The sequence below is a fragment of the Streptomyces rubrogriseus genome, from assembly GCF_027947575.1.
GTDB classification, from domain to species: Bacteria; Actinomycetota; Actinomycetes; order Streptomycetales; family Streptomycetaceae; genus Streptomyces; species Streptomyces rubrogriseus.
Window position 1 is genome coordinate 6,035,660 of the sequence record NZ_CP116256.1, and the last position, 23,085, is coordinate 6,058,744.

General features: G+C 73.7%; 23 protein-coding genes. 12 read left to right on the plus strand and 11 right to left on the minus strand.

The annotated features are described in order from the left end of the window. The first annotated feature begins 48 nt into the window (after positions 1 to 48). Entirely contained in the window at positions 49 to 531 is a 483-nt protein-coding gene (locus Sru02f_RS27260) for a DUF456 domain-containing protein (RefSeq protein ID WP_109029634.1), read from the plus strand. Here Sru02f_RS27260 and Sru02f_RS27265 read toward each other — a convergent pair. The 4 genes from Sru02f_RS27265 to Sru02f_RS27280 all read right to left on the minus strand — a co-directional run bounded on the left by Sru02f_RS27265 (position 494) and on the right by Sru02f_RS27280 (position 5,238). Then, positions 494 to 1,072, minus strand: coding sequence for a methylated-DNA--[protein]-cysteine S-methyltransferase (locus tag Sru02f_RS27265; RefSeq protein WP_109029635.1), 579 nt, complete (start codon positions 1,070 to 1,072; stop codon positions 494 to 496). The two genes, Sru02f_RS27260 and Sru02f_RS27265, sit on opposite strands and share 38 nt — an antisense overlap. Next, positions 1,069 to 2,553, minus strand: coding sequence for a DNA-3-methyladenine glycosylase 2 family protein (locus tag Sru02f_RS27270; RefSeq protein WP_167469318.1), 1,485 nt, complete (start codon positions 2,551 to 2,553; stop codon positions 1,069 to 1,071). Before Sru02f_RS27270 ends, Sru02f_RS27265 begins: the two co-directional genes overlap by 4 nt. A gap of 19 nt (positions 2,554 to 2,572) precedes the next feature. Continuing rightward, positions 2,573 to 3,673 carry a ribosome small subunit-dependent GTPase A gene (gene rsgA, locus Sru02f_RS27275; RefSeq protein ID WP_109029636.1) on the minus strand — a complete coding sequence of 367 codons (1,101 nt, stop codon included), beginning with the start codon at positions 3,671 to 3,673 and terminating at the stop codon, positions 2,573 to 2,575. 245 nt (positions 3,674 to 3,918) lie between these two features. Continuing rightward, on the minus strand, positions 3,919 to 5,238 hold the full coding sequence (locus Sru02f_RS27280) for a radical SAM protein (protein ID WP_109029637.1): 1,320 nt from the start codon (positions 5,236 to 5,238) through the stop codon (positions 3,919 to 3,921). Positions 5,239 to 5,344: 106 nt separating this feature from the next. Between Sru02f_RS27280 and aldO the strand changes: the two genes are divergently transcribed. Next, on the plus strand, positions 5,345 to 6,601 hold the full coding sequence (aldO, locus tag Sru02f_RS27285) for an alditol oxidase (protein ID WP_109029638.1): 1,257 nt from the start codon (positions 5,345 to 5,347) through the stop codon (positions 6,599 to 6,601). Positions 6,602 to 6,631: 30 nt separating this feature from the next. On the opposite strand, the gene Sru02f_RS27290 is transcribed toward aldO, so the two are convergent. Both Sru02f_RS27290 and Sru02f_RS27295 read right to left on the minus strand, forming a co-directional pair. Further along, entirely contained in the window at positions 6,632 to 7,156 is a 525-nt protein-coding gene (locus tag Sru02f_RS27290) for a hypothetical protein (RefSeq protein WP_109029639.1), read from the minus strand. Next, positions 7,153 to 8,871, minus strand: coding sequence for a PHP domain-containing protein (locus Sru02f_RS27295; RefSeq protein WP_109029640.1), 1,719 nt, complete (start codon positions 8,869 to 8,871; stop codon positions 7,153 to 7,155). The genes Sru02f_RS27290 and Sru02f_RS27295 overlap by 4 nt, the downstream gene beginning before the upstream one ends. Positions 8,872 to 9,022: 151 nt before the next feature. On the opposite strand from Sru02f_RS27295, the gene Sru02f_RS27300 reads away from it, so the two are divergent. Together Sru02f_RS27300 and Sru02f_RS27305 are read left to right on the plus strand one after the other, a co-directional pair. After that, complete coding sequence (locus tag Sru02f_RS27300) at positions 9,023 to 9,592, plus strand: TetR-like C-terminal domain-containing protein (RefSeq protein WP_109029641.1); 570 nt, start codon at positions 9,023 to 9,025, stop codon at positions 9,590 to 9,592. Between the two features lie 190 nt (positions 9,593 to 9,782). Next, a complete protein-coding gene (locus Sru02f_RS27305; protein ID WP_109029642.1) occupies positions 9,783 to 11,198 on the plus strand; it encodes a purine-cytosine permease family protein in 1,416 nt (471 codons plus the stop codon). A 44-nt stretch (positions 11,199 to 11,242) separates the two neighbouring features. Here Sru02f_RS27305 and Sru02f_RS27310 read toward each other — a convergent pair whose 3' ends face one another. Together Sru02f_RS27310 and Sru02f_RS27315 are read right to left on the minus strand one after the other, a co-directional pair. Continuing rightward, positions 11,243 to 11,998, minus strand: a complete 756-nt coding sequence (locus tag Sru02f_RS27310; protein ID WP_109029643.1) for an isocitrate lyase/PEP mutase family protein — start codon at positions 11,996 to 11,998, stop codon at positions 11,243 to 11,245. A gap of 2 nt (positions 11,999 to 12,000) precedes the next feature. Next, on the minus strand, positions 12,001 to 12,462 hold the full coding sequence (locus Sru02f_RS27315) for a hypothetical protein (protein WP_109029644.1): 462 nt from the start codon (positions 12,460 to 12,462) through the stop codon (positions 12,001 to 12,003). Positions 12,463 to 12,569: 107 nt separating this feature from the next. Between Sru02f_RS27315 and Sru02f_RS27320 the strand changes: the two genes are divergently transcribed. Next, positions 12,570 to 13,106, plus strand: a complete 537-nt coding sequence (locus Sru02f_RS27320; RefSeq protein WP_239106717.1) for a hypothetical protein — start codon at positions 12,570 to 12,572, stop codon at positions 13,104 to 13,106. An 18-nt stretch (positions 13,107 to 13,124) separates the two neighbouring features. Here Sru02f_RS27320 and Sru02f_RS27325 read toward each other — a convergent pair whose 3' ends face one another. Genes Sru02f_RS27325 through Sru02f_RS27335 form a run of 3 tightly spaced genes read right to left on the minus strand, consistent with a single transcriptional unit; the run spans position 13,125 to position 15,786 of the window. Next, positions 13,125 to 13,784 carry a response regulator gene (locus Sru02f_RS27325; protein WP_109029646.1) on the minus strand — a complete coding sequence of 220 codons (660 nt, stop codon included), beginning with the start codon at positions 13,782 to 13,784 and terminating at the stop codon, positions 13,125 to 13,127. Continuing rightward, positions 13,781 to 14,947 (minus strand): sensor histidine kinase, encoded by a 1,167-nt coding sequence (locus Sru02f_RS27330; protein WP_109029647.1) that lies wholly within the window; start codon positions 14,945 to 14,947, stop codon positions 13,781 to 13,783. The genes Sru02f_RS27325 and Sru02f_RS27330 overlap by 4 nt, the downstream gene beginning before the upstream one ends. Next, entirely contained in the window at positions 14,944 to 15,786 is an 843-nt protein-coding gene (locus tag Sru02f_RS27335; protein ID WP_109029648.1) for a CPBP family intramembrane glutamic endopeptidase, read from the minus strand. The genes Sru02f_RS27330 and Sru02f_RS27335 overlap by 4 nt, the downstream gene beginning before the upstream one ends. Positions 15,787 to 15,947: 161 nt before the next feature. On the opposite strand from Sru02f_RS27335, the gene mmuM reads away from it, so the two are divergent. The 7 genes from mmuM (at position 15,948) to dacB (ending at position 23,074) form a co-directional block, all read left to right on the plus strand. After that, a complete protein-coding gene (mmuM, locus tag Sru02f_RS27340; RefSeq protein ID WP_109029649.1) occupies positions 15,948 to 16,862 on the plus strand; it encodes a homocysteine S-methyltransferase in 915 nt (304 codons plus the stop codon). Between the two features lie 72 nt (positions 16,863 to 16,934). After that, on the plus strand, positions 16,935 to 17,897 hold the full coding sequence (locus Sru02f_RS27345) for a DUF4129 domain-containing protein (RefSeq protein WP_244941738.1): 963 nt from the start codon (positions 16,935 to 16,937) through the stop codon (positions 17,895 to 17,897). A 23-nt stretch (positions 17,898 to 17,920) separates the two neighbouring features. Beyond that, positions 17,921 to 18,565, plus strand: coding sequence for a hypothetical protein (locus Sru02f_RS27350; protein WP_244941739.1), 645 nt, complete (start codon positions 17,921 to 17,923; stop codon positions 18,563 to 18,565). After that, positions 18,562 to 19,560: an AAA family ATPase gene (locus Sru02f_RS27355; protein ID WP_109029651.1), complete on the plus strand. Its 999-nt coding sequence runs from the start codon at positions 18,562 to 18,564 to the stop codon at positions 19,558 to 19,560. The genes Sru02f_RS27350 and Sru02f_RS27355 overlap by 4 nt, the downstream gene beginning before the upstream one ends. Then, positions 19,557 to 20,933 carry a DUF58 domain-containing protein gene (locus Sru02f_RS27360; RefSeq protein WP_109029652.1) on the plus strand — a complete coding sequence of 459 codons (1,377 nt, stop codon included), beginning with the start codon at positions 19,557 to 19,559 and terminating at the stop codon, positions 20,931 to 20,933. Before Sru02f_RS27355 ends, Sru02f_RS27360 begins: the two co-directional genes overlap by 4 nt. After that, positions 20,930 to 21,526, plus strand: coding sequence for a hypothetical protein (locus tag Sru02f_RS27365; RefSeq protein WP_109029653.1), 597 nt, complete (start codon positions 20,930 to 20,932; stop codon positions 21,524 to 21,526). The genes Sru02f_RS27360 and Sru02f_RS27365 overlap by 4 nt, the downstream gene beginning before the upstream one ends. 192 nt (positions 21,527 to 21,718) lie before the next feature. After that, a complete protein-coding gene (gene dacB / locus Sru02f_RS27370; protein WP_109029654.1) occupies positions 21,719 to 23,074 on the plus strand; it encodes a D-alanyl-D-alanine carboxypeptidase/D-alanyl-D-alanine endopeptidase in 1,356 nt (451 codons plus the stop codon). Positions 23,075 to 23,085: the final 11 nt, after the last annotated feature.

Here is a 23,085-nt window from a genome sequence, read left to right on the forward strand (position 1 = left end):
CCGGGCCGGACTTCTGCGGACCTGGCCGGGCTCCTGCACCCTGGACAGATGGGAGCGTGGGACCTCCTGCTGGCCGGCCTGGTCATTCTGCTCGGGCTGTGCGGCGTCCTGCTGCCCGGCGTGCCGGGATCGTGGCTGGTGTGGGCCGGGGTGCTGTGGTGGGCGCTGAAGGATCCGCGGCCGCTCGCGTGGGCGGTACTGGTCGGCGCCACCGTCGTGCTCCTGCTGTCCCGGGCGGTGCGGTGGGCGCTGCCGACCCGCAGGAAACGCCGGGACGAGGCCATGCGCCGGCTGACGGCGTACGGGGGCGCGGGCGCCGTCCTCGGCTTCGTCCTGGTCCCGGTGCTCGGCGCGATCCCCGGCTTCATGGGCGGCATCTACCTCGCCGAGCGGCTGCGGCTGGGCCGGCACGGCGAGGCGATGGCGTCGCTGCGGACGGCGATGCGCCAGGGCGGCGCCGACCTGCTGACCGAGCTGTTCGCCTGCCTGCTGATCACCGGGGCGTGGCTGGGAGCGGTGCTGGCCGGCTGAGCGGGGCGCCCTCCAGCGACAGCAGCCGCGTCTTGCGTTCCAGCCCGCCCGCGTATCCGGTCAGGGAGCCGTCGGCGCCGATCACCCGGTGGCAGGGGCGCAGGATCAGCAGCGGGTTCGCGCCGATCGCACCCCCGACGGCGCGTACCGCGGGCCGCGACGCCCCGATGCGCGCGGCGATCTCGCCGTACGTCGTGGTCGCGCCGTAGGGCACGTCGTCCAGTGCCGCCCACACGCGCTCCCGGAAGGCGGTGCCCTCCGCGCGCAGCGGCAGCGAGAACTCCGTCAGCTCCCCGGCGAAGTAGGCGCCGAGCTGTTCCTCGGCCGCCCGGAAGGGCCCGGCGTCGCGCCGCCACCCGTCCCGGACGCTCCGGCCGCCCTTCTGCCCGGGCACGGACAGGGAGGTGAGCGCGCCGTCGGAGCCGGCGGTGAGGAGCAGCGGCCCGACGGGGCTGCCGACCTCGTGCCAGTACGTCTCGGCGGGGACGGTCGTGGGCGTGGGCGTCGGGGTGGCCGTCGGCGTGGTCGTGGTCGTGGTCATCGGTCGTTCTCCCACTCTCCTGCTGCGCGCAGGTGGTTCAGTGCGTACGAGCGCCAGGGGCGCCAGGTGTCGGGGACGGCGGGGCCGGGCGGGGCGACGTCCGGGTCGCCGAGGGCGCGGGTGCGCACGACGGCGACGGTACGGGCGTCCAGGCCGGGCACGGCGAGCAGCGCGCGCTCGGCGTCGTCCCGGTCGGCGCCGGGGTCCAGGCGTACGGCGCCGTCGGCGAGGGCGGCGGCGAGCGCGCCCGGGGTGCCGTGCGGCGCGGCCCCGGCGAGGACGGCCGGTTCGGGGAAGAGGTGGGTGAGGGTGCCGCAGGGCGCGTCGAGCGCCTTGCCATACCGCTGGACGAGCCGCTCGGCCTCCGTGCGCCCCACCAGGGCGCGCACCGCCAGTTCCTCGGGGTCGGCGGTGCCCGGTGAGCGCAGCCCGGGGCGGGCGGCGACCATGGGGGCGAGCCGGGGGTCGGCGCCGAGCCGCTCGTCGACGGCGTACGGGTCGGCGTCGAGGTCGAACAGCCGCCGCAGCCGCTGTACGGAGGTGGTCAGGTCGCGCAGGTCGGTGAGGTGGAGGCGGGCGTCGAGCCAGCCCCCGCTGCCGGTACCCGTCCGGCCCGGCCGTTCCCGGACGGCGACGATCCCGGTGCCGTACGGCAGGCGCAGGGTGCGCCGGTAGAGGCGGCGGCCGGTCTCACCGCTCACCTCCTCGACGCCGGTGACGGCCTCCCGCTGGAGCAGGTCGAAGACGGGACCGGCCTGGTAGGGGCCGCGGTGGGCGAGGCGCAGCGGGACGCCGGCCGAGGGGGTGGCCGTGCGCCGGGCGGCCCGGTCGCGGGCCGGGGCGGCGGCGCGCAGCTCGCTCGGGGTGGCCGCGTACACGGCCCGGATCGTGTCGTTGAACTGCCGCACGCTGGCGAACCCCGACGCGAAGGCGATCTCGGTGACCGGCAGGACGGTGGTCTGCAACAGGACCCGCGCGGTGTGCGCCCGCTGGGCGCGGGCGAGGGCCACGGGTCCGGCGCCCACCTCGGCGGTGAGCTGCCGCTGGACCTGGCGGGCGCTGTAGCCGAGCCGTACGGCGAGTCCGGCGACGCCCTCCCGGTCCACCACGCCGTCGCCGATCAGCCGCATGGCCCGGCCGACGACGTCGGCGCGGACGTTCCAGTCGGCGGAGCCCGGCACGGCGTCGGGACGGCACCGCCGGCAGGCCCGGAAGCCCGAGCCCTGCGCGGCGGCGGCCGTCGCGAAGAACCGCACGTTGCGCCGCTTCGGTGTGACGGCGGGGCAGCTGGGCCGGCAGTAGATGCCGGTCGTCTCGACGGCGAAGAAGAACGCGCCGTCGAACCGGGCGTCCCGGCTCCGCACTGCCTCGTACCGGACGTCCTCGCGAGCGTCCGCGTACTTCGTCGGCTGCACTGTCTGTGGTGTCACGCCGTCCAGTCTCCGCCGGACCGGCGGACCGGGCTGGCGGAAATCGGACATCGTGTTGGCGGCCGGCGGGCTACCTCAGGCCACCCCGCTTGGCCTCCATCGCCGCCTTGCCGATGGCGCCCCGGCGCTTGTACTCCTTGCGGATCTCGGCCCGCACCCGGGCGTCGGTCTTGGCGACGATGCGCTGGTTCTCCCGCATCAGCTTGCGGTAGCTCTCCAGCCGCCGCTCGGGCAGTTCACCGCTGTCGATGGCGGCGAGAACGGCACAGCCCGGCTCGCTCTCGTGGGCGCAGTCGTGGAACCGGCACTCCTCGGCCAGCTCCGCGATCTCGGCGAACACCTGGTCCACCCCGTTGCCCGCGTCCCAGAGCCCGACGCCCCGCAGTCCGGGGGTGTCGATCAGCACGCCCCCGCCGGGCATGGCGAGGAGGTTGCGGGTGGTGGTGGTGTGCCGGCCCTTGCCGTCGACGTCGCGGGTGGCCTGTACGTCCATGGCGTCCTCGCCGAGCAGGGCGTTGGCGAGGGTGGACTTGCCGGCGCCGGACTGGCCGAGCAGCACGGCGGTGCCGTCGGAGACGACGGCGGCGAGCACGTCGAGCCCCTCGCCCTGCTCGGCGCTGACCGGCAGCACCGGCACGCCGGGCGCGGCGGTCTCCACGTCCTGGACGAGGTACGCCAGGGTCACCGGGTCGGGCACGAGGTCGGCCTTGGTGAGGACGACCAGGGGCTGGGCCCCGGATTCCCAGGCGAGGGCGAGGAACCGTTCGATCCGGGCGAGGTCCAGCTCGACCGCGAGCGACACGGCGACGATGGCGTGGTCGACGTTGGCCGCGAGGATCTGCCCCTCGGACCGCTTGGACGAGGTGGAGCGCACGAAGGCGGTACGGCGGGGCAGGTACGTGCGTACGTAGCGCGGGTTGCCGTCCGGTTCGACGGCGACCCAGTCGCCGGTGCAGACGACCCGCAGCGGGTCGTGCGGCGTGACGAACGCGGTGTCGGCACGCAGGACGCCGTCCGCGGTGACGACGTCGCACTGCCCGCGGTCGACCCGCACGACCCGGCCGGGCAGCAGCCCTTCGGCGGCGTACGGCGCGAACGCGTCGGCCCAGGCGTCGTCCCAGCCGTAGGAGGACAGGGTGGAGTAGCTGGAGTTGGAAGACGTGGAAGTCAAGGGGTGACCCTTCAGGGTGCGGCCCCGGCGCGAGGACTCAGGGAGCGGCTGAGATCAGCCGGTGGCCGCGGAGGTGGACTCGATGGACTCCTGGATGCGGGCAGCGCCCATCACAGTGACAGCCATTGGTCGACACCTCCTCGGAAAAGACCCCTGTCGGCGGCCGCTGGGGCCGCCGCTCGGACATCGGTCACCTTAGCCGCGCGCCCGAGGACCGCGCCACCTGTTAACCACGAACCGTGCGCTCACACCTCCACCGGCGCGTCCTCCGGCAGGCTGTCCATGAAGGAGCTGACCGAGAAGACCGCGTTGCCGGCGCCGGGCGGGCCGTAGCCGGGGGGCGAGGAGAGCCCGTAGTCCTCCATGGTCTGGCGGTAGGCCTGGAGCAGGCGGATGTGGTACTCCAGCGGGGCGCCGTCGGGGTTGGTCTTGCCGAGCGGGGTGGTGGGCTCGGGGCACCAGGTGGTGAAGCGGGGCGTGATGCCGTGCGACATGAAGAAGCGCAGGCCCTCGGTGGTGGACTCGATGGCCTCGTCGACGGTCTTGAAGCCGAAGGGCTCGGCCATCTCGACGCCCGCGACGAAGTTGGGGATGACGTTGCGCGCGCCGAAGACCTCGGTGGAGTCCAGGATGCGCCGGTGCCACTCGTCGCGGCCGACGTAGCGCTCCTTGCCGGGGCAGTACATCTTGAACAGGTACTCGTCCCACACCTCGAAGTTGGGGTGGTAGATCTGCACGCCGTAGTCCTTGAAGCGCTGGACGTCCGGCTTGGGCAGGGCCTGGGCGACGACCTTGCCGATCCAGCGGCCGGGGAAGTGCTCCTCGATGGCCTTGGCGTACCGCCCGTAGAAGTCGGCCTCGTCCAGGCCCTGGACCTTCGACGTGATCGCGCCGCCGGTGAGGGTGTACGCGGTGGAGATCTTGGCGGTGTCGTACTTGTCGATGATCTCCAGTGCTTCGAGGACCTCGTCGACGTCCTTCACACCGGTGTACGGCCGCCCGGCCGCCTTGTGCTGGCGCCAGTTGTGGTTGATGTCGCAGTACTGGCACTCCTCCTTGGCGCCGAAGTACTGGCAGACGCGGAACGCGGTCAGGTAGATCAGGTAGCCCCACTGGATGGTCGGGGCCACCTCCATGACCGACTTCCCGTTGGAGAGCTTGTGCCGGTAGTACTCGGGCATGGGCGGCACGCCGACGTCGGCGATGCGCTTGCCGTCCAGGTAGAGGCCGAGGACGCCGTCGTCGTCCGCGGCGACCCGGTAGGGCGAGGCGGGGTTCACGCGGACCGAGACGACGGTGCGGCGCAGGTCGTAGGGGCCGCCGGTGAGGATGATCTCCTCGGGCGGGCGGCGCAGCGCGGCCTCGCCCAGTTCGGGCAGGGTGCCGTGGTCGAAGGAGAAGATGAAGTACGACTTCGGCTTGACCTCGCCCGACTCGTTGTCGCTGAGCGCCGAGGGGTCGAAGGCGACACCGCCGCGCAGCAGGTCCTCCTTGAAGACGGCCTCGCGCGGTACGTGCGGGAACCGCTCCATCAGATCCTCGACCAGCGCGGTACGGCTGTCCATCCCGTGTCTCCTCCCGGGTCCGGCGTTCGACTTCTCACGGTATGCCCCCGCGGAAGCGGCTTCCCGCGCGGGGCCCCTCCAGACGCGCCGGGTAGGTTTCCGCGCTATGAGCGACATCACGGTCACCAACTGGGCCGGCAACATCACGTACACCGCCAAGGAGCTGCTGCGGCCGCGCTCCGTGGACGCCCTGCGGGCCCTGGTGGCGGACAGCGCCGGGGTGCGGGTGCTGGGCAGCGGGCACTCCTTCAACGAGATCGCCGAGCCGGGCGACGGGGGTGTCCTGCTGTCGCTCGCGGATCTGCCGTCCGAGGTGGAGGTGGACACCGCGGCCCGCACGGTGCGGGTCGGCGGCGGGGTGCGGTACGCGGAGCTGGCCCGGGTGGTGCACGCGCGGGGCCTGGCGCTGGCGAACATGGCCTCGCTGCCGCACATCTCGGTCGCCGGGTCGGTGGCGACCGGCACGCACGGCTCCGGGGTGGGCAACGGTTCGCTGGCGTCGGTGGTGCGCGAGGTGGAGCTGGTCACCGCGGACGGTTCGACGGTCACCCTGGCGCGGGGCGACGAGCGGTTCGACGGGGCGGTGACCTCGCTCGGCGCGCTGGGCGTGGTGACCTCGCTCACGCTCGACCTGGAGCCGGCCTACGAGGTGGAGCAGCACGTCTTCACCGAGCTGCCGCTGGCCGGGCTGGACACGGCAGCGTTCGAGGCGGTGATGGCGGCGGCGTACAGCGTGAGCCTGTTCACCGACTGGCGGGCGCCCGGTTTCCGGCAGGTGTGGCTGAAGCGGCGCACCGACCGGCCGCTGGAGGATTTCCCCTACGCGGCCCCGGCCGCCGAGAAGATGCATCCGGTGCCGGGCATGCCCGCGGTGAACTGCACGGAGCAGTTCGGGGTGCCGGGGCCCTGGCACGAGCGACTGCCGCACTTCCGCGCCGAGTTCACGCCCAGCAGCGGTACCGAGCTGCAGTCGGAGTACCTGATGCCCCGGGAGCACGCCCTGGCCGCCCTGCACGCGATGGACGCGATACGGGAGACGCTCGCGCCGGTGCTCCAGACCTGCGAGATCCGCACGGTCGCCGCCGACGAGCAGTGGCTGAGCCCGTCCTACGGCCGGGACACCGTGGCGGCGCACTTCACCTGGGTCGAGGACACGGCGGCGGTGCTGCCGGTGGTGCGGCGGCTGGAGGAGGCGCTCGCCCCGTTCGCGGCCCGCCCGCACTGGGGGAAGGTGTTCACCGTCCCGGCGGGCGAGCTGCGCGCGCTGTACCCGCGGCTGGCCGACTTCGGGGCGCTGGCCGGGGCGCTGGACCCGGCGGGGAAGTTCACCAACGCGTTCGTGCGCGGGGTGCTCGCGGGCTGAGCACCCCGCGCCCCTCGGCGCCGGGCCGGGTCAGTGGTCGGCACAGCAGGGTGTCGGGTCGGGGTCCTCGAACGGTACGAGGGTGCCGCCGGCCGCGGGCATGGCGGCCAGCACGAGGCGGCCGTCCTGCCAGTGCGGGCGGACGTGATTCCGGGTGACCAGCCGGGTGTCCGGGCTCGGCTCGTCCGGTGTGCCCAGGACGGTCACCCGGTCGACGGCGGAGCGGGCGAGCAGCTCGCCGAGCGTCAGGGTGCCGGTGAGGGCGGCCGCACCGGGGAAGAGGACCGCGCGGCCGGTCTCGTCCCAGGTGCCGTCGCGGACCTCGTGGCCGCGGGCCGTGAGCCGGTCCCGGGCGGTGCGCAGGACCGGCTCCGCCTCGGCGGCGAGGGACAGGGCGACCCGCGGGCGGCCGTCCCGCACCAGGTGCGTGCAGCCGAAGACGCCCTCGGGGAGGGCGAGTTCGGCCGCGAGCGCCTGGAGCAGGTGGTCGGCCTCGCGCAGGGTCGTCACGTCGGTGTCGATGCCGAGGACGTACGGCGCGCGGGGCGGGGTCACGAGGGCAGGACCCAGACGGGGTTGGAGTAGAACCACAGGTCGCGCCACGGGTCGGCGTCGCCGACGACGTCGATGGCGGGGCCGGCCGGGTCGACCTTGGCGCCCAGCGAGCCGACGGCGGACCGGTTGCCGTCGGTGCCGCGGGTGCGGAGGTAGACGGGGCGGTCGACGCGGCCGAGGTCGTAGGTGAGGCGGACGGTGCCGGTGTCCTTGTTCACCTCGTAGGACTTGACGACCCGGGCGGTCGGCGCGGTGAAGGTGTCCTGGTCGGCGGCCGGTCCGGTCACGTCGCCCTGGATGACGTCGACGCGGGCCAGCTTCGGCACGAATCCCGCCCAGTTGGGGCCGCCGGCCAGGGCGACGTCGATGGACAGGGTGACCCGGGTGCCCCTGCGGACGTGCAGGGCGCCGCCGAGCGTGGCCCAGCGGCCGCCGCCGGAGACGCGGATGTCGAGGCCGCTGACGAGCTGCCCGTGGTCGACCCAGACGCGGCCGGCCCGGATGCCGTCCATGACGGCGGCGTAGGAGAAGCCGTCGGAGCCGACGTGGGTGCGGCTGTACTGACCGGGCCAGAAGTCGTTCTGGGTGATGTCGATCTGCCCGGCGTAGACCGGGTCGTCGTAGCGGCCGTTGGCGTTGAAGTCACCGCCGCCGCGGGCGCCGGTGTCGGCGTAGACCTGGTGGGAGTCGGAGTTGGCGGTGATCCACCAGGGGCGGCCCTCGGCGATGAGGCTGTCCCACAGGCCGCCGACGGTGGCGGTCATCCAGTCGAAGCCGCCCCAGGTGCGGTAGCTCTCCAGGGGGTAGCCGGCGAAGGAGTTGGCGCTCGGGCTGCCGTCGTAGATGCCGCGGGCGCCGCCCGGGCCGAGGGGCTTGGGGAGGCCGCCGGCCTGGTGGCCCGGGGCGCCCTCGAAGCCGACGGCGATCTGGTGGCCGCGGGAGGTGGCGTCGCGCCAGGCGCGGATCTCGTGCGGGGAGTCGATGCCCTTGCGCGCCGGGTGGTTGGCGAGCATCAGGGCGTCCTTGACCTTGCGCCGCTTGACCTGGTCGGCGAGGAAGGAGAGTCCGGCGATGGCGAGGGCCTCGTTGGCGGGGGTGGAGTCGCCCGCGCCCTTGACGCTGCCGTCGTAGTCGGTCTCGAACTGCTTGAGGACGGAGACCTCGTGCTTGCCGGGGTGGACGAAGACGGTGCCGTGCTCGGCGGCCGGGATGTTCCACTCCAGGCCCTGGAAGACGAGGGTGTCCTCGTGGGCGTCGCGGGCCTCGCGGATGTCCGGGTTGACCTTCTCCACGCCGATCTTCGCGTGGGTGGCGCTGCCGTGGTCGGTGATGACCAGCCAGTCCATGCCGTGCCGGGCGCCCTGGCGGACCTGGTCGACGACGCGGTACTTGCCGTCGCTGCTGTACTGGGTGTGGATGTGGTGGTCGCCGGCCAGCCAGAGGAAGCCCTTGCCGCGGCGGCCGTTGCCCGCGGTCCGTGCGGGGGCGGCGGTGGCGGTGGCGGCCGGGGCGAGGACGGTACCGGCGGCCAGTCCGGCGCCGAGCAGACCGGCGCGGCGCAGCAGGCCGCGGCGCGACTGCTGTGCGGGGCTCAGCGCCTCGTCGGGGACGCTGGTGTCGAAGGCGGCGGGCAGGGCCTGTGCGGTGGCGTGCTCGTGGTCGTGCGGGTGTTCGTGGTGGTGGTGACCGTGCGGGTGTGCGTGTCCGTGCCCCATGCGTGTTCCTCCTGAATACCGCCGCCGTGCGCGGCTCCGAGGAGAATCGGCGCGGAAGGTGAACGTTGAACGACCTGCGGGTGATCCGCGGCTGCCGCCCGTCCTGCCCTAGCATGAAACCTAGGAACTCTAGGTTGCGGGAAGGCGGCCCATGCCCCGAGTGGGTCTCACCACGGACCGTGTCGTCGCCGCGGCCGCCGACCTGGCCGACGAGACCGGCTTCGAGTCGGTCACCGTCTCCGCGCTCGCCCGGCGCTTCGGGGTGAAGGACGCCAGCCTGTACACGCACGTGCGCAACCTCCAGGACCTGCGCGTCCGGGTCGCGCTGCTGGCCGGGGGCGAGCTGATCGAGGAGATCGCCGGGGCGGTGGCGGGCCGGGCCGGCAAGGAGGCGCTGGCCGCCTTCGCGGGCGCCTACCGGGCATACGCCCTGCGCCACCCGGGCCGCTACGCCGCCACGCAGATCCGCGTCGACCAGTCCCTGGTCGCCGACTCCCCCGCGCTGCGCCGTACCGCCGAGATCACCTACGGCATGCTGCGGTCCTACGGCCTCACCGAGCCCGACCTCACCGACGCCGTGCGCCTGCTGCGCAGCACCTTCCACGGGTACTGCGCGCTGGAGTCCTCCGGCGCCTTCGGCGCCCCGCGGGACGTGCGGGCGTCCTGGGACAAGGCGGTCGACGCGCTGCACGTGGCCCTGGAGAACTGGCCGCGCGCCTGAGCCCCAGGTCCAGGTGGCGGAGCCTTTTCCCGCGGTGACACCGCGATCCACTCGCGCCGAGGCATTGACAATCTATTCACGCACCGAGAGTCTGCATGACTATATGCAGGGGGCGTGAGCGTCTTCGTGTCGCCGGGCCGCGGCAGGACGACCAGCCTCCGAGTGATCAAGAAGCAGGAGGGCCTTGACCATGGCAGCGGTAGTCGAGAAGCACTCCATCGACGTCGTCCCGGACAGCGAACGGCACGGCACCGCCTTCAACCAGTTCACGCTCTGGCTCGGCGCGAACCTCCACATCACGGCCGTCGTCACCGGTGCCCTCGCCGTCGTCTTCGGTGGCGACGTGGTCTGGTCGCTGCTCGGGCTCGTGCTCGGCAACTTGCTCGGCGGCGCCGTCATGGCACTGCACTCGGCGCAGGGCCCGAAGCTCGGGCTGCCGCAGATGATCCAGTCCAGGGCCCAGTTCGGGGTGAAGGGCGCGGTCGTCCCGCTGCTCCTCGTGATCCTGATGTACGTGGGGTTCTTCGCCAGCGGCACCGTGCTCGCAGGTCAGGCCACGGCGCGGCTCACGCACACCGGAGACACGACGGGCATCATCGTCTTCGCGCTCGTCACGGGGGTCGTGGCGACGGTCGGCTACCGGGTCATCCACGTTCTCGGGCGGGTGGCGAGCGTGGTGTGCGCGCTCGCCTTCGTCTACCTGGGCATCCGGCTGTTCGACCAGGTCGACGTCGGGGCGCTGTTCTCGGACGCGCACTTCTCGCTGCCGATGTTCCTGCTCGCGGTGTCGCTGTCGGCCTCCTGGCAGCTCGCCTTCGGACCGTACGTCGCCGACTACTCGCGCTATCTGCCGCGGACCACCAGCGGCAGGGCCACGTTCTGGTGGACGCTCGCGGGCTCCGCGCTCGGCTCGCAGTGGTCCATGGCGTTCGGCGTGCTGGTCGCGGCGAGCGCCGGCGAGAGGTTCGTCGACAACCAGGTCGGGTACGTCGTCTCGCTCGGCGGAGCGGGACTCGCGGCCTCGTTCTTCTACTTCGTGATCGCCCTCGGCAAGCTCACCGTCAACGTCCTCAACACGTACGGCGGCTTCATGTCGATGGTGACGGGGATCAGCGGGTTCCGCGGGCAGCGGGAGCTGTCGCGGCGCGGCCGGGCCGTCTACATCGGCACCATCATGGTCGCGGGCACGGTCGTCGCGCTCGCGGGCAAGGACAGCTTCCTGACCTCGTTCAAGGACTTCCTGCTGTTCCTGCTGACGTTCTTCACGCCGTGGTCCGCGATCAACCTGGTCGACTACTACCTGATCTCCCGCGAACGCTACGACCTCCCCGCCCTCTTCGACCCGGACGGCCGCTACGGCGCCTGGCGCTGGGACGCGCTCGTGGTGTACGCGGTCGGGCTTCTCGCCCAACTGCCGTTCCTGGCCACCGCCTTCTACACCGGCCCGCTGGTCGGACCGCTCGGCGGCGCGGACATCTCATGGATCGTGGGGCTCGTGGTGCCCGCCGCCCTGTACTGGCTGCTCGCCCGGGATCGGGCAGGTGACCGGCCGCCCGGCGAGAAGACGGAAGACAGCCCTGCTCCGTTGGGCGCGCCGGCTCCGTGAGACGGTCCTCTCCGGGAGCGTTGCGAGGCCGGGGGGGAAGCGGGTCACTCCGGCGCGCGCACCTCGTCGTAGGTGGGCGTCGGACCGCCCGGGTCCTGGCCCGCCCGGATGGCGGTGGCCGTCTCCAGGGCGGCGCCCAGCGCCCGCCGGTAGAGCAGCGAGCCGAGGCTGACGCGGCGCACACCGAGGTCGGCGAGGTGCGCGAGGGTGGGTCCGGCGGGCGAGTACAGGACGTTGAGGGGCACGTCGAAGCGGGCGGCGAGGGCGGCGATGCGGGCGGGGTCGGTGAGCCCGGGGACGAAGACGCCGTCGGCACCGGCCTCGCGGTAGGCCACCAGGCGCCGCATGGTCTCCGCGGGGTCGCCGTCGCCCGACCAGTACGTGTCGGTGCGGGCGTTGACGAACAGGCCGGGGGCGGCCGAGCGGACGGCGGCGATCTTCGCGGCGTGCCGGTCGGCGGGCCCGAGGGCGTCCTCCAGGTTGATCCCGACGGCGCCGACCGCCGCCAGCTCCCGGGCGAACTCCCCCACCTCGTCCGGGTCGTCGCTGAAGCCGTCCTCCGCGTCGACCGAGAGCAGGAAGGGTGCCGAGCCGAGGGTGAGCGCCAGTCGCAGGGTCTCGTCGCGGGTCGCGGACGCCCCGTCGGGCAGTCCGGCCGCCGCCGCGACGCCGAGGCTGGTCGTGCCGACGGCGCCGAAGCCCTGCCCGGCGAGGGCGTGCGCGGAGGCGTGGTCCCAGGCGCACGGCAGCAGCAGCGGTTCACCGGCGCGGTGCAGGGCGGCGAAGGCGGTCGCGGTCACGCTCACGAGAGGTCGCCCACCGCGTCGGCGTAGTACGCGGACTCCGCCAGGTGCGTGGCGAGTTCGCGGAAGCTCCAGCCCTCGCCGGGCGAGTGGTCGAGCTGCTCGTCGGTGAGCGCGTCGAGGCGGTTGGCCCAGATCCGGGCGAGCCGGGTGAGGCGGCTGCGGGCCTCGTCGAGGTCCTCGGCGGTGAAGGCGGCGCGGTCCGCTTCCGTGGTGACCAGGGAGGCGTGCCAGTGGTCGGGCTGCGTCTCCTCCCCCGCCAGCCGGGCCTCCAGCTCCGCGAGGTGGTCGACCAGGTGGTCGGCGACCCGCCGGATCGCCTTGTGCGGGGTGTAGACGCGGCCGTCGACGTGGGCGGGCGTCCCGTCCCAGCGGGTCCAGCCGGCGGCCAGGGCCAGGACGTGGTCGACCATGCCGGTGACGGCGTCGGCGGGTGCGGTGACGGTGTTCGTGTCGCTCATGTCCCGAACGCTAGGAGCCCGTTGCTTCGGCCACGGCCGAAGTGTTCCGGGGGATCGGGGGTATCCGGCCTGCACCGGACTTCCCCATCTTCCCCGGGAGAGGTGACATGGCGAGCGCAGACAGGGACGACGACCGTCCGCGGCCGCGGTGGCAGGACAGGCTCTGGGCCATCGGTGGGATCGCGCTGGTCGTGGGCGTCGGGATACGACTGCTCATGAACGGCGCATCGGCGTGGCCGTCGGCCGTGGTGGGCGCGGTGCCGGCCGCCGCCTGGATCGTGTGGTGGGTACGCCGGCGGCGCGTGCGCGACGCCGGAGCGGTCGGTGCCCGACCGCAGGACGTGCCGGGCATGGAGCGGCAGATCCTCAAGGGCGGACCGGCGCCCCGGGACCCCGCACGGCGGCGGGCGCTGGCGGCGCTGGTCGACTCGCGCCAGGAGCGGCTGCGGCGCAACCGCTGGTGGGCGTTCCCCACTCTGGCGCTCATCTTCTTCGGTACGTCGGCCCTGTGGTTCGTCTCGGGTTCGGTCGGCGCCGGGAGCCTGACGCTCGGCCTGGCCATCGTGTTCATGGGCTGGCTGACCTGGTACAACCTCCGTTTCGACCGGCGTCTGTCGCAGATGCGCAGCCGGTTGCAGGACTGAGCGGCCCAAAGCCGGGCGTCAGGTCACCAGCCCGTGGCGGTAGGCGAAGACGACCGCCTGGACGCGGTCGCGCAGGTCGAGTTTGGTGAGGATGCGGGAGACGAAGGTCTTGACGGTCTCGGGGCTGATCACGAGGGCCGCGGCGATCTCGCTGTTGGACAGCCCGTCCGCGATCAGGCGCAGGACCTCCGTCTCCCGGGGGGTCAGCGGAATGTCCCGCGCGGTGCCCTCGGCGGGGCGGATCCGGGCCGCGTACCGGCCCACGAGGCGGCGCGTCACGTCGGGGTCGAGCAGCGCCGCGCCCATGGCCACGGTGCGGATGCCGTGCAGCAGCCGGTCCGGCGGCGCGTCCTTGAGCAGGAAGCCGCTGGCGCCCGCGCGCAGCGCCTCGTAGACGTACTCGTCCAGGTTGAACGTCGTCACCACGAGCACCTTCACGGGGTGCGCCACCCCGGCACCGGCGAGCAGGCGGGTGGCCTCCAGGCCGTCGAGCACCGGCATGCGGATGTCCATCACCACGACGTCCGGGCGCAGTTCGCGGGCCAGGTCGACCCCGGTCCGCCCGTCCCCGCACTCGCCGACCACCTCGAGGTCGGGCTGGGCGTCGACGATCGTCGCGAGCCCGGTGCGGATGAGTGCCTGGTCGTCGCAGATCAAGACCCGGATCGGCGCGCTCATGCCGTGCTTCCCCCGCTCCCGCCGGGTATCCGGGCCCGGACGACGAAGCCGCCGTCCGCCGGGCGGTCGGTGCTGAACTCGCCGCCCAGTACGTCGACCCTCTCCCGCAGGCCCGCCAGCCCCCGCCCGCTTCCGCCGGGGGACGCGGCCCCCGTGCCGGAGCCGTCCGTGCCGACCTCCACCGTGATCTCCCGTTCCCCGTGGCGCACCAGGACCGAGGTCCTGCCGCCGTGGTCGTACTTGAGGGCGTTGGTCAGGGCCTCCTGGACGACACGGTAGGCCACGAGGTCGGAGCTGCCGGTGGCCGCCGCCGGGGTGCCCTCCTCGGTGAACTCCACCGGCTGCCCGGCCCGGCGGGTCTGCTCGACCAGCGTGAGCACCCGGCCGACGGGTGGTGTCCTGGGCTCGCCGGTGCCGTGGTCGGGGTTGAGGAGGTCGAGCAGGTGCCGCAGGTCGGTGATGGCCCGCCGGCCGGTGTCGCTGACCGCGGCCAGGCTCTCGTCGAGCCGCTCGGGCGCGGCGGTCAGGTACCGGGCCGCCTCGGACTGCACGACCATCGCCGTCACGTGGTGGGTCACCACGTCGTGCAACTCGCGGGCGATGCGGGTCCGTTCGGCGTTGCGGGCGTCCTCGGCGACCCGGCTGCGGCGTTCGGCCTCCGCGGCCCGCGCGGAGCGCATCCACGCGCCGATGCCCCACGCCAGGGCGAGGATCAGGTAGAACGTCACGTACTCGACCAGCGTCTCGTCGCCGCCGCGCGCGTTCAGCCCGACGGCCATGGCCACGTACGCGAGGGTGGCGGCGACCTGCGTGGCACGCCGGTACTTCTCCTGGTGGGAGCCCGCGTTGATCAGCACGATCGGGAGCGCGGCGCCCGCGAACAGGTGGTAGCCGCGCAGTTGGTCGAGGGCGAAGCCGAGCGAGACCAGGGCGAGGCACAGGAGTGTCCACCGCCGGCGCACGGCCAGCGGGACGGACTGGAGAACGGCCGCCACCCCGGCCAGCGCGTCGGCGGGTCGGGTCGGCAGGCCGCCGATCTCCGTGCCCTGACCGCGGAGCGACGGCAGCAGCGACGCGACGAGCAGCAGCACCCCGAGCGGGAGGTCCCGGACCGTGACGTCGAGTCGACGCCACAGCTCCAGGACCCGTCGTCGATCGATCACCGGGGAAGTGTAGCGGCGGAGTTGGCGCCCGCGGCACGGCGCCGCGAGCCGAACGCCACGACGTTCCCGCGCCGGTGCGCCAGCCACAGGAACACCAGGGTCAGCAGCGCCCCGAAGCCCACCGAGTACACGCTGCCCTCCGGGCCGAAGTCGCCGCCGGTGAGCAGCTTGGGACCCGACATGGTGGCGTCCAGCAGGCCCTCGCTGTCGCCGTTGCCGGAGACGACGGTGCTGAAGATGCCGCCCGCGGCGAAGTTCCAGCCGAAGTGCACACCGATGGTCAGCCACAGGTTGCGGGTGGCGGCGTACGCCGCGGCGAGCATGAAGCCGGCCTCGATGGCGATGGCGAGGGCGCCCCACAGGGTGGCGTCCTCGTTGAGCAGGTGCATGAGGCCGAACGCGAGGCCGGTCAGGCCCAGTGCGAGGTACGTGCCGATGTGCTCCTCGATGATCCGGAACAGGACCCCGCGGAACACGACCTCCTCCGTCGCGGCGGCGGCGGCCATGAACCCGACCAGCCCGACCGCGCCCTGCACCGAGCCCAGTCCCTCGACCTCGTAGTGCCCGGAGGTGTAGAGGTTCACGATGACGGCCGAGAACATCCCGACGCCGATCAGCGTCCCCCAGCCCGCCTTGGCCGCGGCGGTGTCCAGGGCCACGTCCAGGGCCTCCCGGCGCTCGGTCCGCCGCACCACCCAGGCGTACACGAACACCACGAGCGCCACCGACGTGAGACCGACCACCAGCGTGAGCCAGTCGTTGTCCTTCACCGCCTGAACGGCGATGCCGCCGATGGCGTAGGCCACCAGCACGGCCAGGAACTGCCACACGAACCTCACGGGAACTCCTTCGTCGGGCCCGTGACTCGAGTGCCGCGGGACTGCACCGGACGCTACGGATCCGGCGGCCGCAGATCGTCACCTCACGGTGGACACCTGTCTGTAGCTCGCTCGGGGGACAAGGGCCCGTGGCCCCGCGGGACAGGTCGTAGCCTCGTGCCATGACCAGCGACTTCGCCGACGCCCTCGCCTCCGGCCCGCTCGTGCTGGACGGCGGGCTGTCCAACCAGCTGGAGGCGGCCGGGCACGATCTGGGCGACGCGCTGTGGTCGGCCCGGCTGCTCGCCGACGACCCCGAGGCGATCACGCGGGCCCACCTCGCCTACTTCGAGGCGGGCGCCGACGTGGTGATCACCTCCAGCTACCAGGCCACCTTCGAGGGCTTCGCCCGGCGCGGCATCGGGCGGGAGCGGGCCGCCGAACTGCTCGCGCTCAGCGTGGCCTCGGCCCGCGAGGCCGCCCGCCGGGCACGGACGGCCCGCCCGGAGCGCGCACTGTGGGTGGCGGCGTCGGCGGGCCCGTACGGGGCGATGCTCGCGGACGGCTCCGAGTACCGGGGACGGTACGGCCTCGGCAGGGGCGAACTGGAGCGCTTCCACCGCCCCCGCCTGGAGGCGCTGGCCGCCGCACGGCCCGACGTCCTCGCGCTGGAGACGGTCCCGGACACCGACGAGGCGGCGGCGCTGCTGAGGGCGGTGCGCGGGCTGGGCGTGCCCGCCTGGCTGTCGTACACGGTGGCCGGGGACCGCACCCGGGCCGGGCAGCCGCTGGACGAGGCCTTCGCCCTGGCCGCCGACGCGGACGAGGTGATCGCGGTGGGCGTCAACTGCTGCGCCCCCGAGGACGTGTCCGGCGCGGTCGAGACCGCCGCCCGCGTCACCGGCAAACCGGTCGTCGCCTATCCCAACAGCGGGGAGACGTGGGACGCGAAGTCCCGTGGCTGGCGGGGGCCTTCGTCGTACCCGGCCGAGCGGGTGCGGGACTGGCGGGAGCGCGGGGCGCGGCTGGTCGGCGGCTGCTGCCGAGTGGGCCCGGAGACGATCGCGTCGATCGCGCGGTCCCTGTCCCGGGAGTGAGCGGTACGGCGTGTGCCAAGATTGCCGTGAACAGGCGTTCGGGGGCGGCGGCGGGTTCGGCGGGGGGACGGCATGGGACGCGGGGAGCGGACGGGACACGGGGCGGCACCGGGGGTGCTGGTCGCCGCCGCGGTGGTCGGGACGCTGTCCGTCGCCGCGCTCGCGCTGCGGCCCGCGGAGGGGTTGCTCCACTCCGGCCGGGGTCCGCTCGGTCACTGGGGTTTCGTGGCGATCGGGGCGTCCGTCGCCTGGACCTTCGGGGCCTGGACGGTCGTACAGCGTCTTCGCTCCCGTTTCGGCGCCGATCGCCTTTCGCTGCCGCCGGGTGAGGAGCGGCTGCGGGAAGCCGCCGCGCCCCTGCTGCTCGCCGCGACGGGCGTCATCGGCCTCCTGGCCCTGGTCCTGCACCGGTTCTCCACCGGCGGCAGCACGACCGGCCCGCCGCCGCCCCTCGCGACGCGACCGGCGCCCTCACCGACCCTCGTCACTCTCCCGCCCGGGCAGCCGCACAGCTCGACGGACCATTCCTCCCTGCCGCTGTACCTCGTGCTCGCGCTGCTGGCCGCGGTCGCCGTCGTGCTCGTCGTGGTGGCCGTCGTACGGCGGCTGCGGCGGTTCGGCCTGCGGGTGCCGCAGCGTCCCGGACCGCAGGGCACCGCCGCGCAGGACGACGACGCGCGGCTGCTGCTGTCCGCCGTGGACTCGGGCCGCCGCGCCCTGGCCGGCCAGGACGACGACGCCCGGGCGGCCGTGATCGCCTGTTACGCCGCGATGGAGGAGGCTCTCGCGGCGTCCGGTGTACCGCGGCACGCCTCCGACAGCCCCGCCGACCTGCTCACCCGCGCCGCCGGTACGGGCTTCGCCCCGGGTCCGGCCGCGCCGCGTCTCACCGCGCTGTTCCGCGAGGCCCGTTACTCCTCGCACCCGATGCACGGCTCGCACCGTAAGGCCGCGGCGGACGCCCTGGAGGAGATCGCCTCCCTGCTCCGGGACCGTGACGCGGACGCGGACGCGGGCCGGGAGACGGGGCGGTGAACCGGCCCGCGGAGGAGACCTCGGTGGCGAAGACCTCAGTGGTGGAGACATCAGTGGTGGAGACATCAGTGGCCAGGACCTCGGAAGACGACATGCTCAGCCTGCCGCGGCTCGGGCTGCTCGGCGGCGCGGTCGCCGGCTCGGGCGTCCTGCTCGTCCTGCTCTTCGACGGCCCCGTGGCCGCCGGTGCCCTGGTGGCCCTGCTCGTCGCCGTGGCCGTGCTCGCCGCCCGGTACGTCGCCGGGGCGGGCGCCCTGGACTCGGCGTACCGCGACGAGGTGCGGCTGCTGCGGACCCGGGCCCCGGGCATGGGCGAGTGGCGGCGGAACGTGGGCACGTCCACCGGCCCCGACGGCGCCCTCTACTACCGTGCGGTGCTCCGGACCGAGCTGCGCCGCCTGTACGCGGCCGCGCTCGCCGAGCACCACCACGTGTCCCTGGAGCACCAGCCCGAGCGGGCGGCCGAACTGGTCGGCCCCGAGCTGTGGCCGTGGCTCGGCCCCGTGCCACCGGGCACCGGACCCGACGGCGAGGTGCCCCTCGACGTACTGCGCCGCCTCGTCGACCGCCTCGAGGCACTCGGCTCACCCCGTACTCCCGGCGCCCACACCCCCAGCACCAGCACCCGCACCCGCAACCCCCGCACCGGTAAGGACCAAGCGACGTGACGACTACCTCCACGCCCCAGCTCCGCACCGCCGAGCAGGTCGGCGAGCAGGCCGGTGCCGTACTGCGCGAGATCGGCCGTGCGGTCGTCGGCAAACCGGACGCCCTGGAACACGTGATGCTGGCCGTGCTGGCGGGCGGTCACGTCCTCGTCGAGGACCTGCCGGGACTCGGCAAGACGCTCCTCGCCCGGTCCTTCGCCACCACCCTCGGCCTGGACTTCCGGCGGATCCAGTTCACGCCCGACCTGCTGCCCTCCGACGTCACCGGGACGCCGCTGTACGACCAGCGCTCCGGCGAGATGGTGTTCCACCCCGGCCCGGTCTTCACGCACCTGCTGCTCGCCGACGAGATCAACCGGACGCCCCCGAAGACCCAGGCCGCGCTGCTGGAGGCGATGGCCGAGTCGCAGGTGACCGTGGACGGCGAGACCCGGCCGCTCGCCGACCCCTTCCTGGTGATCGCGACCGCCAACCCGGTGGAGTACGAGGGCACCTACTCGCTGCCCGAGGCGCAGCTCGACCGGTTCCAGCTGCGGGTGCGCATGGGGTATCTGGCCGCGCGGGAGGAGCTGGCGATGCTGCGGGCCCGGATCGACCGGGCCGCGCCCGAGGCCGTACTGGAAAGGCTCGCCGGGCCGGACGACGTCGTGGCGTGGCGGGCCGTCGTGGAGCGGGTGGAGATCGACGACGACCTGCTGGAGTACGCCGTCGCGCTCGTCGGCGCGACCCGCGACCACCCGCAGATCAGCATCGGGGCCTCGCCGCGCGGCGGACTCGCCCTGGTCCAGCTCGCCCGCGCCCGCGCCGTGCTGGACGGCCGCGACTACGTCGTCCCGGAGGACGTCAAGGGCCTCGCGGTGCCCGCGCTGGCCCACCGGGTTTCGCTGCGGCCGGAGTTGTGGGTGCGCGAGATGTCCACGGACGACGTGCTGCGCGAGATAGTCGACAGTGTGGATACGCCGACGACGCGGCGTACGGCCGCGGCCTCGTCGTGACCGCGCCCGCGCCGCGCCCGGCACCGGCTGTCGCGCCGACTCCCGTGCCCCGGCCGAGCCCGGCGGTGGTCCGCGCCCTGGAGGGGCGCACCGCCCCGACGCAGCCACCGGCACCGCCGCCCGGTGGCCCGCGCCCGAGCGAGCGCACCCTGCGCCTGCTGACCGTCGCGGTCGTGGCACTGGCCGCCGCGCTGGTCACCGGCCGGGCGTGGCTGCTGGCACTCGCGGCGGCACCGCTGGTCCTGCTCGCGCTGGCACTGCCCCGCGCCCACGCCCGCCGCGTCGAGACGTCCACGACCGTCGAGCCGGGGCGCTGCTTCGAGGGTGACACGGTCACCCTCCGCATCGCGCTGGCCCACGACGGCGAGGCCGTGCGCCTCGACCCCGGTGTCACGCTCGGTCCCGGCCTGCGCCTCGACGAGGTCGTCGTCGGCCCGTCCACGGTGACGCTGCGCCACACCGCGCTGCACTGGGGCCGCTGGTCGCTCGGCCCGGTGGACGTCGACGTGTACGACCCCGGCGGCACCGTCCGGCGCACCGTACGCGTCGAGGCGGCCGAGGTGGCGGTGTTCCCGCGCGCCACGCAGGCCCGGTTCACGCCGATCCCGGTGCGGCTGCCGCAGCGGCTCGGCGAGCACGCCTCGCCGCAGTCCGGGGAGGGCGTCGAGGTCATCGGGGTGGGCCCCTGGGTCCCCGGGGAGCGGCAGCGGCGCATCCACTGGCCGTCGACGACCCGGCGCGGGGCCGTGCAGTTGCACCGGTTCGCGGCCGAGCGGGCCGCCGACACCGTGATGCTCGTCGACGCGTTCGGAGACGTCGTCGACCCGGTGACCGGACTGTCGTCCCTGGACGAGACGGTGCGGGCCGCCGCCGGGCTCGCCCGGGCCTATCTGCGCACCCACGACCGGGTCGGCGTCGTCTCCACCGGCGGCACCACGCGGTGGCTGGCGCCGGGCACCGGGGACGCGGCGTTCTACCGCATCGTGGAGAGCGTCCTGGACGTCCGCAAGGACCGCGCCTTCGGCGGCGACGGACTCGAACGGGTCCCGCCGCCCGCGCTTCCGGAGGGAGCCCTGGTGTACGTGTTCACGCCGCTCAGCGACGCACGGATCCTGGAGGTGCTGCGGGACCTCCAGGCGCGCGGGCGCCGCCCGGTCGTCGTGGAGATACCGAGCGGGGACCCGGTGGTGGAACCGGGCGACGAGGCGGGCGAGTTGGGGCTGCGGCTGTGGCGCGCGGAGCGCGACGCGATGCGGTTCGCCCTGCGCGACAGCGGGGTGCCGGTCCTGCGGCACACCGAGGGCGAGTCACTGGATCTGGCGCTGGCGCCGCTGCTGGCGGGGCGGGTCGGCGGAAGGGGGCGCGCGGGATGACGGCGCTGGACACGCGGGTCGGCGTCCGTGAGTACCTCGGCTACTGGATCGGCACCGTGCCGGTACGGGTGCTGGGGGCGGCGGCGGTCGTGACGGCCTGGCGGCCGTGGGCGACGGTGGACACGGCCGGGGAGGCCGTGCCCTTCGTCTGCGCGGTCGCCTTCGCGCTGTGGGCGGCGCCCTCGCTGGACCGGCGGCCGTCGGTGGAGGCCGTCTGGTGGTCCTACCGGCTGCTGCGCCACCGGACGACGCTGCTGGCGTCGGGCGTCGTGGTGGTCGCGGCCTTCAGGGAACCGGCCTGGTGGGAGGGCGCTGGTGTGGTCGCGCTGTCGGTGGCCTACCTGGTGACCAGTGAGACGTGGCCGTGGCGATGGGGCCGTGGGACCGCCCGGGTGTGGGGCGAGGCGGTAGCGGCGTGCGCCGGCGCGGGTGTGGTGGCGGCCGCGGCGGCGGTTCCGGTGTCCGGGACGGGCTCCGGGCTGGGACGGTTGATCGCCGCCGCGGCGGTGGCGGGCCTGGCGGTGGCCGGCGGCGCGGTACTGCGGGCCCGCTGGCGGAACGATGCCCCGAAGTCCCGAGTTCCGGGGAACTGAGGGGCAACGGGATTTCCCGTTCGGCAGCGGGAGAATCCCCGTCGCGAAACCCTTCGGACGGCCATCCGTTAATTCGGTCGCAAGACATTCACACTCTGTCAATTTCCGTCCCAGCCCTTCATATGACGGCTGGTAGCGTGCCCAACGCTTCACCCCCACAGAACGAAGTAACCGATCTTTGGATTTCACTTCATGACTGGTACGCCAGAGGAAACCCCCACGAACACCTTCACCCCGGGCGGACGGCGCAGGCACCGCCGGGCGAGAGTGAGCCGCATCGGCGCCCGCCGGGCCCTCGTGCTCGCGATGGCCGTGCCCGTGGCCTCCGCCACGCTGGCCGGAACCTCGGCCTTCGCCGCCGACGACAGCTCCCCGCGACCGCAGGGCATCTCGGTCGACGACCTCGCCGCCGACGACGCGCAGTTGGTCAAGAACCTCAACGAGCGCCTCGCCGACGAGCGCCTGGGCAACGATGTCAGCGGCGTCGTGCTCGACGCCGACTCGGACACCGCCCTGTGGGACCACAACGGCTCCACCGCCCTCATGCCGGCCTCCAACGCCAAGCTCGCCACGGCCACCACGGCCCTGACGCTGCTGGGCGCGAACCACGAGTTCACCACCAAGGTCGTGTACGGCGAGGGCACCCTCACCCTCGTCGGCGGCGGTGACCGCACCCTCACGAGCGAGGACGTGGCCGGGCTGGCCAAGACCGCCGCCGACGGCCTCAAGGCAGCCGGCCGCACCGACGTCCAGGTCCGGGTGGACGACAGCCTGTTCGCCGATCCGAGCCTCGCCGAGGGCTGGAACGAGGGCTACTACCCCACCGAGATCGCGCCGGTCCGTTCACTCGTCGTCGACGGCGCCGCCGTCCAGGACACCTCGATCGACGCGGGCAAGGTCTTCGCGAAGCAGCTCGCGGCGCAGGGCATCACGGTCGACGGCGAGGTGTCCCGCACGACGGCGAAGCAGTCCGACGTCCCGGTGGCCCAGCACAAGTCGGCGCCGCTGTCGGACATCGTCAAGAAGATGCTCAAGACCAGCGACAACAACATCGCCGAGACCCTGCTCCGCATGACGGCCGTGGAGCTGGGCAAGCCGGGCACCTTCGAGGCCGGTACCGCGCTGGTCCGCCAGGTGCTCAGCTCGTACGGCATCTCCCTCGACAACTTCGAGATGCACGACGGCAGCGGCCTCTCCCGCGCCGACCGCATCCCGGCCGCCACCCTCGCGCAGCTCCTCGACGCGATCACGGAGTCCCCCGCGCTGGGCTCGATCCTGGAGGGCCTGCCGGTCGCCGGCGAGGCCGGTGCCAGCCTGGGCCCGGAGTGGGGACGCTTCGACGACCCCGACTCCGAGTGCGCCGTCGGCAAGGTGCACGCCAAGACCGGCACGCTCACCGGTGCCATCGCCCTCAGCGGGGTCACCCGGACCGACGACGGCGACTGGCGGATCTTCTCCTTCATCGAGAACAACTCGACGGCCGACCCGAGCGACATCAAGGACGCGATGGACGGCCTCGCCGCGACCGTGAACGGCTGCTGGGCCTGACGCGCCGCACG

Excerpts from the sequence above, each read along its gene's own strand:
- Sru02f_RS27260 (WP_109029634.1), top strand. The coding sequence starts at position 49 with ATGGGAGCGTGGGACCTCCTGCTGGCCGGCCTGGTCATTCTGCTCGGG.
- Sru02f_RS27265 (WP_109029635.1), bottom strand. The coding sequence starts at position 1,072 with ATGACCACGACCACGACCACGCCGACGGCCACCCCGACGCCCACGCCC.
- Sru02f_RS27270 (WP_167469318.1), bottom strand. The coding sequence starts at position 2,553 with ATGTCCGATTTCCGCCAGCCCGGTCCGCCGGTCCGGCGGAGACTGGAC.
- Sru02f_RS27280 (WP_109029637.1), bottom strand. The coding sequence starts at position 5,238 with ATGGACAGCCGTACCGCGCTGGTCGAGGATCTGATGGAGCGGTTCCCG.
- aldO (WP_109029638.1), top strand. The coding sequence starts at position 5,345 with ATGAGCGACATCACGGTCACCAACTGGGCCGGCAACATCACGTACACC.
- Sru02f_RS27295 (WP_109029640.1), bottom strand. The coding sequence starts at position 8,871 with ATGGGGCACGGACACGCACACCCGCACGGTCACCACCACCACGAACAC.
- Sru02f_RS27300 (WP_109029641.1), top strand. The coding sequence starts at position 9,023 with ATGCCCCGAGTGGGTCTCACCACGGACCGTGTCGTCGCCGCGGCCGCC.
- Sru02f_RS27305 (WP_109029642.1), top strand. The coding sequence starts at position 9,783 with ATGGCAGCGGTAGTCGAGAAGCACTCCATCGACGTCGTCCCGGACAGC.
- Sru02f_RS27315 (WP_109029644.1), bottom strand. The coding sequence starts at position 12,462 with ATGAGCGACACGAACACCGTCACCGCACCCGCCGACGCCGTCACCGGC.
- Sru02f_RS27320 (WP_239106717.1), top strand. The coding sequence starts at position 12,570 with ATGGCGAGCGCAGACAGGGACGACGACCGTCCGCGGCCGCGGTGGCAG.
- Sru02f_RS27325 (WP_109029646.1), bottom strand. The coding sequence starts at position 13,784 with ATGAGCGCGCCGATCCGGGTCTTGATCTGCGACGACCAGGCACTCATC.
- mmuM (WP_109029649.1), top strand. The coding sequence starts at position 15,948 with ATGACCAGCGACTTCGCCGACGCCCTCGCCTCCGGCCCGCTCGTGCTG.
- Sru02f_RS27345 (WP_244941738.1), top strand. The coding sequence starts at position 16,935 with ATGGGACGCGGGGAGCGGACGGGACACGGGGCGGCACCGGGGGTGCTG.
- Sru02f_RS27365 (WP_109029653.1), top strand. The coding sequence starts at position 20,930 with ATGACGGCGCTGGACACGCGGGTCGGCGTCCGTGAGTACCTCGGCTAC.
- dacB (WP_109029654.1), top strand. The coding sequence starts at position 21,719 with ATGACTGGTACGCCAGAGGAAACCCCCACGAACACCTTCACCCCGGGC.